This is a genomic window from Solemya elarraichensis gill symbiont (assembly GCF_002021095.1).
GTDB lineage: Bacteria > Pseudomonadota > Gammaproteobacteria > Chromatiales > Chromatiaceae.
This window is the reverse complement of sequence record NZ_MPRK01000030.1, coordinates 1-12,188: the sequence shown is the minus strand read 5'-3', so window position 1 is coordinate 12,188 and position 12,188 is coordinate 1. Positions and strand designations below refer to the sequence as shown.

General features: G+C 54.0%; 12 protein-coding genes. 8 read left to right on the top strand and 4 right to left on the bottom strand.

The features are described 5' to 3' along the window. Both BOW51_RS02860 and cutA read right to left on the bottom strand, forming a co-directional pair. Positions 1-2,124, bottom strand: a 2,124-nt coding sequence (locus BOW51_RS02860; RefSeq protein ID WP_078476350.1) for a protein-disulfide reductase DsbD, incomplete at its 3' end; no start/stop codon positions are given. Continuing rightward, positions 2,094-2,507, bottom strand: coding sequence for a divalent-cation tolerance protein CutA (gene cutA, locus BOW51_RS02855; protein ID WP_306341479.1), 414 nt, complete (start codon positions 2,505-2,507; stop codon positions 2,094-2,096). The genes BOW51_RS02860 and cutA, both read right to left, overlap by 31 nt. 28 nt (positions 2,508-2,535) lie before the next feature. On the opposite strand from cutA, the gene BOW51_RS02850 reads away from it, so the two are divergent. From BOW51_RS02850 to groL, 4 genes are all read left to right on the top strand, one after another. After that, positions 2,536-3,018 (top strand): FxsA family protein, encoded by a 483-nt coding sequence (locus BOW51_RS02850; protein WP_078476348.1) that lies wholly within the window; start codon positions 2,536-2,538, stop codon positions 3,016-3,018. A gap of 22 nt (positions 3,019-3,040) precedes the next feature. Next, positions 3,041-4,639 carry a YdgA family protein gene (locus tag BOW51_RS02845; protein WP_078476347.1) on the top strand — a complete coding sequence of 533 codons (1,599 nt, stop codon included), beginning with the start codon at positions 3,041-3,043 and terminating at the stop codon, positions 4,637-4,639. A gap of 125 nt (positions 4,640-4,764) precedes the next feature. Further along, complete coding sequence (groES, locus tag BOW51_RS02840) at positions 4,765-5,055, top strand: co-chaperone GroES (protein ID WP_078476346.1); 291 nt, start codon at positions 4,765-4,767, stop codon at positions 5,053-5,055. Positions 5,056-5,083: 28 nt separating this feature from the next. Beyond that, the gene (gene groL, locus BOW51_RS02835; RefSeq protein ID WP_078476345.1) at positions 5,084-6,736 is read left to right on the top strand and encodes a chaperonin GroEL; all 1,653 of its coding nucleotides are present in this window, start codon (positions 5,084-5,086) and stop codon (positions 6,734-6,736) included. A gap of 223 nt (positions 6,737-6,959) precedes the next feature. Here the strand turns inward: groL and BOW51_RS02830 are convergent, their stop codons facing one another. Further along, positions 6,960-7,178: a hypothetical protein gene (locus BOW51_RS02830; protein ID WP_078476344.1), complete on the bottom strand. Its 219-nt coding sequence runs from the start codon at positions 7,176-7,178 to the stop codon at positions 6,960-6,962. Positions 7,179-7,322: 144 nt separating this feature from the next. Between BOW51_RS02830 and glnE the strand changes: the two genes are divergently transcribed. The 3 genes from glnE to BOW51_RS02815 all read left to right on the top strand — a co-directional run bounded on the left by glnE (position 7,323) and on the right by BOW51_RS02815 (position 11,171). After that, positions 7,323-10,148, top strand: a complete 2,826-nt coding sequence (glnE, locus tag BOW51_RS02825; protein ID WP_078476343.1) for a bifunctional [glutamate--ammonia ligase]-adenylyl-L-tyrosine phosphorylase/[glutamate--ammonia-ligase] adenylyltransferase — start codon at positions 7,323-7,325, stop codon at positions 10,146-10,148. Between the two features lie 91 nt (positions 10,149-10,239). Beyond that, entirely contained in the window at positions 10,240-10,503 is a 264-nt protein-coding gene (locus BOW51_RS02820; RefSeq protein WP_078476342.1) for a YcgL domain-containing protein, read from the top strand. Beyond that, entirely contained in the window at positions 10,500-11,171 is a 672-nt protein-coding gene (locus BOW51_RS02815; protein ID WP_078476341.1) for a hypothetical protein, read from the top strand. Before BOW51_RS02820 ends, BOW51_RS02815 begins: the two co-directional genes overlap by 4 nt. A 3-nt stretch (positions 11,172-11,174) precedes the next feature. Here the strand turns inward: BOW51_RS02815 and BOW51_RS02810 are convergent, their stop codons facing one another. Beyond that, positions 11,175-11,447, bottom strand: a complete 273-nt coding sequence (locus BOW51_RS02810; RefSeq protein ID WP_078476340.1) for a hypothetical protein — start codon at positions 11,445-11,447, stop codon at positions 11,175-11,177. A gap of 134 nt (positions 11,448-11,581) precedes the next feature. Here BOW51_RS02810 and BOW51_RS02805 point away from each other — a divergent pair. Beyond that, the coding region (locus tag BOW51_RS02805) for an ATP synthase subunit B family protein (RefSeq protein WP_503167660.1) at positions 11,582-12,188 on the top strand (607 nt) is incomplete at its 3' end.

Sequence of the window (12,188 nt, the reverse complement as noted above, 5' to 3'; positions counted from 1 at the left end):
ATCCATCAGCTCGGTATTGGAGGTGACATCAGCCTGCAGCAGCAGTTTGCCATCGAACTTCTCCTGTACCAGCGGATGCGGGAAGATTTCGCGTTCCATGGTTTTACAGTAGACGCACCAGTCGGCATAGAAATCGAGTACAACCGGCTTGCCTGCCGCACGCGCCGCAGCGAGTTCAGCATCAAGCTGTGACACGGTAGTAATACGCTTGAATTCCACATGTTCTGTATGAACCAGTGGCTGCAATGGATCATCCTTGCCGCCGGCAGCGCCGATCAGAACGACAGCACCCCAGGCAATAAAGGCGATACCGAGAGCTTTCCACAGCTTGCGCCATCCGGAAGCACCCTCACCCAGCTGCTCGAGTGCACCCATGTAGATTGCCGATGCAATCAGCAACAGGCCCCACATGATCATTGGTATATAAGTCGGAATATAGGTGGGTGCGAGACGCTCCAGCATGGTGACACCAATCGCCAGCATGACAACGCCAAAGACTGCCTTGACGGCATCCATCCAGCCGCCAGCACGTGGCAGTAGCTTACCGGCTGAGGCACCTAGAGCCAACAGCGGCAAACCCATTCCGATCGACATAACAAACAGTGCTGTTCCGCCAAGTACCACGTCACCGGTCTGACTGATATAGGCGAGCGACGCGGCCAGTGGCGGCGCGACGCATGGACCTACGATCAGTGCCGAGAGGAAGCCCATGATGGCAACGCCTGTATAACTGCCGCCTTTCTGCTTGTTGCTGAACTCGGTCAGCTTGCTCTGCAGGCTGGAAGGCAACTGCAGCTCATAAAAACCGAACATTGACAGCGCCAGCAACACAAACAGTCCGGCAAACAGTGAGAGTGCGATCGGGCTTTGTAGCGCAACCTGCAAATTCTCACCCGACTTGGCTGCAATAATACCGGCCAGGGTGTAGGTGACTGCCATCGCCAATACGTAGATCACCGATAGCATAAAGCCCTTCATCGGTGTCATTTTCCCACTATGCCCGGTAATGATTCCAGACAGGATCGGGATCATCGGGAAGACACATGGCGTCAGCGACAAGAGTGCGCCGATAACGAAAAACGACAGGATAATCGTCCAGAAACCCTTGTTACCAAACGTAGCAGCAGCACCTGAAACATCCTCACATAGTGGCCCCATCGGCTTGACATCGATTGTTTGGGGAACAGGAGTTGCCTCGACCGGCTGTGTCACAGATGCCATTGCTGCATCAGCTGTCGAAAAAGGAAAACTCAGCTGTTTCTTCTGTGGCGGGTAGCAGATACCGATTTCTGCACACCCCTGGTAATCGGCATTCAGCACCACGGGATCGTTACTAACGCGCTTGAGCGGTACGTCGACACTCACCTGGCCATGATATATATCCAGTTCGCCCTCTGTACCATCGGGTGCCAGCCCCCATTTTTTCTCTGGCTCCGGAAAACTGAATTCTCCTGCCGTTGCACCACCACTGATGGCAAGCTTCATCTTGTTGGCATAGAGATAAATTCCGTCTGCAACATTCCAGCTGACACGCATGGTGCTGTCATCGACAAGCTGTGCATCAAAATTGAATGCCTGGTCTGGCGGCAGCAAGTCGTCATCAAAACCGAGTGAATTACCGATAGATGCGATCTCTTTAACCGGGTCACTCGCAGGTGCCGCCTGTGCAGGCGTTGCAAGAGCTGCAAGTACAACCGGGAACACTTTGCGCTGCGGCGGATAACAGAGACCCTTTTCAGCACAGCCCTGGTAGGTGACACGTACTTCCGCATTGCCGCTGCCCTGCTCCACCGGCAAGGTCGCGATCAAAGCATGGTGATAAACCTCGGTGTTGCCGAAATTGGGATCGTTCTTGGTCTCGGACTCCGGCAGTTGCGGTTCGCCCAGCACTACACCATCAGTCAGACTTTCAAACTTGAGCTTATCGCGATAGAGGTAATAGCCATCAACGATTTGCCAGCGTGCCTCGAGCCGTCCATCAACCTCGACAAGATCTGCTTTGAATGCCTCGTCGGGCATAAGGAACTCATCCTCCTCAAACAGCGCAAAGGCCGAGGTGGACATCAGTGCCACGCCAGTTGCAAGCAGTAGGATCAGGACTTGGTAAGCTCGTTTGTAATCCACTTTAAATACTCCGGGTGACCGGCAGCGACCGGCACACCAATAATTTCAGGTAAATCATAGGGGTGCTGCGCCAGAATCGCCTTCTGCAGGGATTCAAAATGCGCAACATCACTCTTGATCAGCAGCAAAAACTCATCATCATGCTCTATCTGACCCTGCCAGCGGTAGATCGATTGCATCTGCGGCAATATATTGACGCAGGCGGCAAGGCGCCGTTCAATCAGCATCTGTGCAATTGTTTCAGCAATAGCCTTGTCAGGGCATGTACAGTAGACGATCAGCTTCATCAGCGAGACAATGTTCTTGTAATCCTTTAATAGCGGCCCTATTTTAGGGCTAATAACGGCTGCGCGTCCATGACAACCTAATTCGGCTGCAGCCATCCATTCAACTAACACCAGAAAAGCCCCTATGCCCCTACTCTTCCTGCTGTTTTTTGTTGCCGTTCCAGCTACCGAACTCTACATTATGATAGAGGTCGGTAGCGAGATTGGTGCTTTTGCGACCATCTGGCTGGTACTCCTTACAGCCGTCATCGGTGGCTGGCTGGTCCGCCAGCAAGGTATTTCAACCATTTTTCGTATGCGCCAGCAGCTCGAGCAGGGCGAAACTCCTGCGTTTGACATGCTGCAGGGCATTCTGCTCGCTGTGGCAGGTATCTCCTTGCTGCTGCCGGGTTTCGTCACCGACACCATCGGCTTCCTCCTGCTGATACCGCCTCTGCGTCACCTCCTTGTCTTGCGCTGGCTGAAGAACAGACAAATCATCACACCCGCAGGTGAAAAACCGGATGTCACCATCATTCGCGAAGAGATTCGATACTCACATGAGGATGATATTATCGAGGGCGAATTCAAAAGGAGCGGTCAGGATGACGACAAGCCACAAAATTAATTCTTACGTAAAGAAGACCTCAATGAAAAGAGTCGGCGCAGTGCTTCTGTTGACTGCCTGCATACTCCAGCCAGCCCTGCTCCGGGCCACCGAAGAAAAATCGGCAGCACAGCCAGATATCATTGCAGTTCCGGAGCTGACTGTTGTTCCAGCAACACCGGGCTCGCAGGAAGAGATGGTTCTAAAAGCCCTTGTTGGCTCACTGAAGTCGGCAAAAGGCATCCCGCGCGAACTCTCCCTGCAGGTCGGCAAGCCGATCGAAGCTATACGCAAGGGAGATATCATCGAAGTTGCCTTGCTCGACACCCGGCTTACTGACCCCGGAGGCAATGGCATTCAGTTCGGCGATTTTGTCTACCGGGTAACCCCTGGTGAAGATGATAAATTCAGCTATCAGCTCACAATTCCGCCACAGTGGATCATCCTCGACAAGGGCAAACCACTGCTGACAGCCAATGTTGCCGATCAGCATTGCAACGGAAGCTACTGGCGGCTTCTCACCACCGGCACGGATTGCCGCCTTGAATCCATCACCGTACAACCAATCGAAAAGGAAGGCCTGCTCAGGGAACTCTCTTTGACCATCGACTCTGTCAGCTTCCAGCAGGCGGTCACAGAGCAGGATGAGGTGATCGGCGGAAAATCTGAATTCAGCGCTAATGGAATCCACTTGAATAGCGGCAGTGGCCAGCAAGTGAAAGTGGAAAAAATCAACTCCAATGCCAGTCTTGAGGATTTTTCACTGCCCCTGTTGCTTTCACTTATGGAGCAAATTGATGCATTAGTGAATATTGAGCAGGAAGAGCTGTTCAAGACAGAGAATCAGGAACTGGTTCTCAACTATATTCTTCGCCTGTTGCGTGCGGCATCCAATTCTTCCATGACATCCGATGGCCGAATTGTGAACATGACTTACAGCGAAGATGGCGTACTGATAGCCAGCCTGGATGAAATCGGAAGCCTGGCGGGTTATGCAGGCAAGAAAGAGCTCAGCGACCTGCGCGGGAGTTTTCATTTCAGGAATCTCCGGCTCTCCCTGCCGCAAGTTCCAGCAGAACTACAGCCCATCAGCCTGCAGCTGGATATGACGGTGGCCAGGTTGCCGCTGATACGCTTTCTTGAGAGCCTCTCAACAATCCTCCCGGTGGGTGATAATGATCGACAACTGATTGGCCTGTTGCTGCAGAGGAGTCTTCTGCAACAGCCTCCACTATTTAAAATCAACAGGTTACAGATTGCCGGTGGCAAATTTAACTTGCAATTTAATGGTACGGTTGAGCCCCTGCTGCCGCCCGACAGCGATCCCAGGCAGTTCCTTGCCAACAGTGATTCACCACTGGATTTCCTCAAGGGAGATTTGAACGGCACCATTGCAGGTCTCGATTTCCTCTCCGCTCACGCCGCAAAATCGGCACAGCAACAGCCTGAACTGATGCAACTTGTGTTGGCAACATCGCTACTCAAGGGCCTTGGCGAGGCAACCGGCAAGGATCAATACGCCTACTCGGTCAAGTTCAGCCCGAAAGAGGGCCTGCTGCTCAACGGCAGGGACATGTCGCCACTGCTGAAAGGCTCCCTCATGGCACCCGGCGGTGGAGCCCCTGACGAGGCCCCATACTGAACCCCTGACAGATTCGGGCTTGACCTGAGAAAATTTGCCCCTATTATTAGCACTCACAATTAACGAGTGCTAACAGCACACGATTGTTATAACCACAAACTACTAAGATTCAGGAGATGTCCTCAATGAACATTCGTCCTTTACATGATCGCGTCGTTGTACGCCGCATGGAAGAAGAACGCACCAGCGCAGGCGGTATCGTGCTGCCAGACAGCGCTACAGAAAAACCTGCCGAAGGCGAAATCCTCGCAGTCGGTAACGGCAAAATCCTTGAAAACGGCGAAGCCCGTGCCCTCGACGTTAAAGTCGGCGACAAGATTCTGTTCGGCAAATACTCGGGCACCGAAGTAAAAGTTGGCGGTGAAGAAGTCCTCGTGATGCGCGAAGAAGACATCATGGGCGTCATCGAAGGCTAAGCAAACTTAATTCCAAAGGATATTTCAAATGAGTGCAAAAGAAGTACGTTTTGGCGACGACGCTCGCCACAGAATGCTGGCAGGCGTTAACGTCCTCGCCAACGCAGTTAAAGTCACCCTCGGCCCGAAAGGCCGCAACGTTGTTCTGGAAAAGAGCTTCGGCGCGCCAACCATCACCAAGGATGGCGTTTCGGTCGCAAAAGAGATCGAGCTTGCTGACAAGTTCGAAAACATGGGTGCACAGATGGTTAAAGAGGTCTCTTCACAGACTTCTGATATCGCCGGTGACGGTACCACTACCGCAACCGTTCTCGCCCAGGCAATGGTTCGCGAAGGCCTCAAGGCAGTTGCTGCAGGTATGAACCCGATGGATCTGAAGCGCGGCATCGACAAGGCAACCACTGCTGCAATCGAAGAACTGCGTAACCTCTCAAAGCCATGCGAAACCGAAGACCAGATCGCCCAGGTTGGTTCAATCTCTGCAAACTCTGACTCTTCTATCGGCAACATCATTGCTGAAGCGATGGGCAAGGTTGGCAAAGAAGGCGTTATCACTGTTGAGGAAGGTTCAGCACTGGAAAACGAGCTGGATGTCGTTGAAGGCATGCAGTTCGACCGCGGTTACCTCTCTCCTTACTTCATCAACAACCAGGAAACTCAGTGCGTTGAGATGGAAGACCCCTTCATCCTTCTTTTCGACAAGAAGATCTCCAACATCCGTGACCTGCTCCCCGTACTGGAAGCTGTTGCAAAAGCCAGCCGTCCTCTGCTGATCATCGCAGAAGATGTTGAAGGCGAAGCACTGGCGACCCTGGTGGTTAACACCATCCGCGGTATCGTCAAGGTTGCTGCCGCCAAGGCACCTGGTTTCGGTGACCGCCGCAAGGCAATGCTGCAGGATCTCGCTATCCTCACCGGTTCTACCGTGATCTCTGAAGAGGTTGGCCTGACTCTCGAGAAAGCAACTCTCAACGAGCTGGGTACTGCCAAGCGCATCATCATCACCAAGGAAGAATCTATCGTCATTGATGGCGCCGGTGTCGAGGCTGACATCAAGTCACGCGTTGAGCAGATTCGCGCACAGATCGAAGAGACTTCTTCAGATTACGACCGTGAAAAGCTGCAGGAACGCGTAGCCAAGCTGGCTGGCGGTGTTGCCGTCATCAAGGTTGGTGCTGCAACTGAAGTTGAAATGAAAGAGAAAAAAGCACGTGTTGAAGATGCCCTGCATGCAACCCGCGCTGCCGTTGAAGAGGGTATCGTCCCCGGCGGTGGTGTTGCACTGGTTCGTGCACAGATGGCCATTATTGACCTTTCCGCAGACAACCATGACCAGGATGTCGGCATCAAGCTGGCACGTCGTGCAATGGAAGAGCCTCTGCGCCAGATCGTTTCGAACGCAGGCGGCGAACCATCAGTTGTTCTCAACAATGTTGCGAACGGCGAAGGTAACTACGGCTTCAACGCTGCAAATGGCGAGTATGGCGACATGGTCGACATGGGTATTCTTGACCCGACCAAGGTTACCCGCTCTGCTCTGCAGAACGCTGCTTCCGTTTCAGCCCTGATGATCACCACCGAGGCGATGGTTGCCGAGGAGCCCCAGGAAGATGCAGGAGCAGCGGCTGCTGGCGGCATGGATCCTATGGGTGGAATGGGAGGCATGGGCGGCATGATGTAAATTCAAACCACGCTGGCGGTTGTGACGCTCAATCTCGGCGTTGGACACCAGCTTCCGGTGCTCACGTACCATTAGTACGCTGCGCTCCGGATCCGGCGTCCGCCTTGACCTTGAGCCTCACACCTCACCAGCGAGGCTTGAATACCCATAGCCAATCATGGCAAGCAAAAAGCCCCGCTCTTTCGAGCGGGGCTTTTTTATTCCGGAATAATGGCTAAATCAGTTAGCCACTTTCACCTCTTAAATTACTCGCAATCTGGCTCGGCTGCGCCTTCCTTTGCCTCTTCTCCTGTACCGGTCTATCTTTCGCGGTATCAGCGGCAGCATCCATGGCACCCTTCATGGAATCAGCCATTTTAGTCATTGGATCAGCCGCAAGAGATGCACCTGACATCAACAGGGCAAACAACAGTGCGAGTGTCGCGTTAAAAACTTTATTCATACTCAATTCCTCTCCATATACTTCATATAGTCTTAAATAGTAGTCGTTTTTTCCGTAGCCCCCCAATGCGAAATGTCACATCAGGCATGCATTGTTCTGGGTTATTATTAGTCAACGCTCTTATTACGAAGCAGATGCAGAATAATGTCAAGCCACGCCCGCCTCGAAAACTACCTGGAAGAATGGAAAAACTCGACAACTCACGCACACCTGGCAACAGATGCCGACTTCAACTCATCGCTTGAAACAGTGCTTGCGGGCAGCGAATACGTACTCGCCCAGTTGGAGCGCACCACGACGCTGCTCGACACGCTGATCGACGAAGCGCTGATCCTGGAGCCCCGCACCCAGCAACAGATGGACGACTCCCTTGCCGAGGCGCTAGCTGAAGTGAACAGCGAAGATCAACTCAACCAGTGTCTGCGGCAGTTTCGCCACCACCACATGATTCACATCATCTGGCGCGACCTCAGCATGTCGGCAGGCCTTGATGAAACACTTGAATCACTATCAGCACTGGCTGATGTCTGCATACAGAATGCTGCGCGCGTTCACTACCAGTGGCTCACGGAGAAACATGGCATCCCGCGTGACGAGCATGGCGTTCAGCAGCACCTTGTTGTCATCGGCATGGGCAAGCTTGGTGCGCGCGAACTCAACATGTCCTCGGATATCGACCTGATCTACACCTATCCGCATCGTGGGCAGACCGATGGCGACCGCTCTCTCGACAATGAAACTTTCTTTACCCGCCAGTGCCAGAAACTGACCCAGGCGCTCAATAGTCAGACGGTTGACGGCTTCGTCTTCCGTACCGATACACGCCTGCGCCCCTATGGCGATTCAGGCCCGCTGGCACCCAGCTTCGATTTTATGGAGATCTACTACGAGTCACAGGCGCGTGAGTGGGAACGCTATGCAATGATCAAGGCACGCATCATCTATTCCGTGGACGGTACAGGCCAGGAACTGATGACCATGCTCAGGCCTTTTGTGTATCGCCGCTATCTTGACTTCGGCACGATCGAATCCCTGCGCGGCATGAAACAGATGATCAGCGACAACCTCAAAATGAAGGGCATGCGCGACAATATCAAGCTCGGCCCGGGCGGCATCAGGGAGATCGAATTTATCGGCCAGGTATTCCAGCTGATGCGTGGCGGGCGTGATCCGGAACTGCAGATTCGTCCTATCCAGCAGGTCCTCGAACGACTTGCCGAGAAAGAACTGATTCCTCACGATGCTGCCGATGACCTGCTGCAGGCATACCGTTTCCTGCGTCTTGCCGAAAACCGCATCCAGGCGTGGCGCGACGAGCAGACACACCTGCTGCCCGAAGAGCAGGAGGGTTTGCAACGCCTCGCCTTCCTGATGCAGTTTGACTCGGTTTCTGCATTTATCGAAACCCTCTCCATGCATCGCAACCGCGTGCAGCAGCAGTTCGAGGCTCTCTTCAACACCGACACCACGGAAGAGGAACCAGGGGATGCGCCCCTGGCACGTCTGTGGCGCAATGCAATTGACGATGAGCAGCGCGTCCCGCTGCTGGAATCACTCGGCTGCAAAGAGGCACAAGCTGCCGACGACGCCATTAGAAAATTGCAGGAGAGCCGTGCACTGCATGCTGCCAGACCACGCGGCATTGAGCTGATCGGTGAAATCGTGCCGCACATGCTGGGGCTGGCGCTGCCTCTCGACAATTCAGCTGAAACGATTGAGCGACTAGGGCTCATCCTCGAAACAATCGCGCGCCGAACCACCTATCTTGCGCTGCTAAAAGAAAACCATTCGGCCATGCAAGGGCTGGTCAAACTGCTCTCTTCCAGCCCATGGTTCGTCCACTGGATCAGCCGCCAGCCGATTCTGCTCGATAGCCTGATCGATCCGCGTCAGCTGTATCAACCATTAACCAGGGCAGATCTTAAAGAGGAACTCGCACAACAGCTCGCCACGGTCAGCGGTGATCTCGAGCAGGAGATGGAAGTACTACGGCAGTTTGTCGCGACCAACCGGTTACGTGTTGCGGCAGCGGATGTCAGCGAAATCGTGCCGCTGATGATTGTCAGTGACTACCTGACCGAAATCGCCGAGGTGACTCTTGCAGCAGCCCTCGATCTCGCCTGGCGTGATATGACCGAGCGTCACGGCAAACCCTCAGATGCCGGTGACGGCTACGGGTTCGTGATTATTGCCTACGGAAAACTCGGCGGCATCGAACTTGGCTACGGCTCGGATCTCGACCTGGTCTTTCTACATAACTCCTCACCCAGCAGCATGACCGACGGCAAACGCCAACTGGCTGCCGAGAACTTTTATGCGCGCCTTGCGCAGCGCCTGATTCACATCATGACCACACGCACACCATCGGGCCAGCTCTACGAAATGGACATGCGCCTGCGTCCCAACGGCAATTCGGGGCTGCTGGTCACCTCGCTGTCGGCATTTGAAAAATACCAGCACAAGAATGCATGGACATGGGAGCACCAGGCACTGGTACGTGCCCGCCCGGTTGCCGGTGACCCCGGCCTGACAGACTCCTTCGCCTCGATCCGCAGCAATATCCTTTGTGACGAGCGGGATGCCGATGCCTTGCGCACAGAAGTCAGCGAGATGCGCGAAAAAATGCGCGATAGCCTCGACAAGAGCGACAACGACTGCTTTGACGTCAAGCAGGGGCATGGCGGCATCACTGATATCGAATTCATCGTTCAATACATGATCCTGCGCTGGGCCAGTCAACACCCTGAACTATACCAGTACAGTGACAATATCCGCCAACTGGAGTCACTGGACCATTCGCAACTGCTCCCTGATGAATGGGGTGAGCGTCTCAGCGGGCTCTACCGTGCACTGCGTGCATCAGCACACCGCAGTGCACTGATGGAACAAAAAGCGATTGTCGGAATCGACCAGCTGGCACAGGAGCGCAAGCTCGTTGCCGAGGCCTGGCAGCTCTTCATGCTGGAATAAGAGAGTCTGACAAGAGCCCGGGAGAATGGGTTAGAATAGCCGCAATTTCTGACTCACAAACTCTATTCCACACGGAATCAGCGGAACCAAAATGCATTGCTGGATTTACAAAAGCAGCCGCAAGCAGGAGATGTACCTCTACCTTGCAGACAAGGATGGTTATGACGAACTGCCCGAACCCTTGCGGAAGGGCTTCGGTAAACCTTCACTGGTTATGAATCTTGAACTGGGTTCTGACAGAAAACTCGCACGCGTCGATGCCGGACAGGTTCTGGAGGCACTACGCACGCAGGGCTATTTCCTGCAGATACCGCCTGATCTCGAACCCGATATGGATTATGGAGACCACCCTTGAGTCGTAATACCTGGTTGATCATCGCCTTTTTTATTGTACTGGCCGCTGTCCTGATGTTCAGCAGCGGACAGGACAGACCGCTCGAAACAACCACACGCACCGACCTGCCGTGGCTGATCACAACACATGATGATGGCAGCAGCACGGTGCTCGACATCCACCTCGGACATACGGATCTCAAGGGAGCGGTCGACAAATTTGGCTCCCCTGAAGGCATCGCACTGTTTGCACAGGGTGAAAAGCCAGGTGCCATGGAAGTCTATTTCGGTAAAGTCAGTTTTGGCCCGTTGACAGCCAAGGTCGTGGTTAACCTGGTAGCCTCTGATGACGAAAAGATCGCCATGCTGGGACGCGCCGTCTCAAGACAGGCTGCATCCAGCAGCGATGCCCGCTATACACTCTCCGCAGAGGACCAGCAGAAAGCAGCATCGCGGACCGTTGAGGCAATCACCTACATCCCGTCTTATGGTGGTCTTGAGGCAGACTTTTTCCGTGAGCGCCTTGGCGAACCGGCAGCATGGAAATGGGAGGACGAGGAGCGGGTACTCTGGTTCTACCCGGACAAGGGACTGACACTGCTGATTGATGCCGACAGCAAAGAGGTATTTCAGTACGATCAGCCACGCAACTTCACTCTCCCTGAAGGAACCGAGACAGGCAAAGAGTAACTGTCAGCCGTTTCGAATCAGCTCGTCCAGCTGTGCCATCGCTGCATCCCATGCATCTCCCTGGTTCCCCTGCTGTGCCATCAACTCCATCAACTGGTAAGCAAGCTGACGCTCCTCGACCGACAGGTCACGCAGCTTGTTAAGCTTGAAAAGGCAACCCGCCTGCTCGTATTGCATGGTCGATGCCAGCGCATATAGCGTCAGCGCACCAGCCGAGTGTGCACTATTCTGTACCAGGCTTATCAACTGCTGAAGTACTTCGTTTTTTTCTGGCATATGCGGTCTCTGTACGCCTTATTGGCAGGGATGAAACAATCATAATACCGGCACAGCCCCGCTGAAAACAATTCACCCAAAAATCCTGTTACACTTGGGCGAAATTCTGTCAATTCTTTATGTTGGAGGAGAATATGGATTCAAAGCTGATTGTCCTGGTGACTGCCATATCAACACTCACCGGTACAGCTGTAAAGGCCGCCGACTGCACCCTGCCGATGTCCAAGGGTGAACAGCGCTATCACCAGGAGCAGATGTCCCGTCTTTCCGGAAGCGCGCGCCAGGCATATAGCGACGGACTCTACCCACAACTGCGTCAGCGCGCCGAGAACTGCGGCTGGTCACTGCCTGATCAGCCACCATGGAATGATCCAGCTGTAATTGATTCCACTCCGCCAGGTGCGCCGAGCAAAGAACGTGCTGCAATGAAAGCCGAGATGGAAAAAGCGCATGCTGACATGCGTACACGCATGGAGCAGGCAAAAGCAGAAATGGAAGCCCGCCGCCAGCAACAGGCAAAGCAGCATGCAGAGATGAGAGAACAGGTGCGCAAGGAGGCCGAGCAGCAACGTGCACAACACCAGGCTGAAATAGAAGCGCGCCGCAAGCAAGCAGAGCAGCCGACAGCACCAGAAGCCAGCGAAACTAGCGCAGAAACCTCTGAAGCTGCAGCTGATACGCCACAGCCACAAGCTGAAACCCAGCAGAGCAGCGCAGCAGCAAGTGCAGCTCCTGAAACAG

Bases quoted from the DNA above. Each gene is read 5' to 3' on its own strand.
- cutA (WP_306341479.1), bottom strand. From the start codon at position 2,507: ATGGCTGCAGCCGAATTAGGTTGTCATGGACGCGCAGCCGTTATTAGC.
- BOW51_RS02850 (WP_078476348.1), top strand. From the start codon at position 2,536: ATGCCCCTACTCTTCCTGCTGTTTTTTGTTGCCGTTCCAGCTACCGAA.
- BOW51_RS02845 (WP_078476347.1), top strand. From the start codon at position 3,041: ATGAAAAGAGTCGGCGCAGTGCTTCTGTTGACTGCCTGCATACTCCAG.
- groES (WP_078476346.1), top strand. From the start codon at position 4,765: ATGAACATTCGTCCTTTACATGATCGCGTCGTTGTACGCCGCATGGAA.
- groL (WP_078476345.1), top strand. From the start codon at position 5,084: ATGAGTGCAAAAGAAGTACGTTTTGGCGACGACGCTCGCCACAGAATG.
- BOW51_RS02830 (WP_078476344.1), bottom strand. From the start codon at position 7,178: ATGAATAAAGTTTTTAACGCGACACTCGCACTGTTGTTTGCCCTGTTG.
- glnE (WP_078476343.1), top strand. From the start codon at position 7,323: ATGTCAAGCCACGCCCGCCTCGAAAACTACCTGGAAGAATGGAAAAAC.
- BOW51_RS02820 (WP_078476342.1), top strand. From the start codon at position 10,240: ATGCATTGCTGGATTTACAAAAGCAGCCGCAAGCAGGAGATGTACCTC.
- BOW51_RS02810 (WP_078476340.1), bottom strand. From the start codon at position 11,447: ATGCCAGAAAAAAACGAAGTACTTCAGCAGTTGATAAGCCTGGTACAG.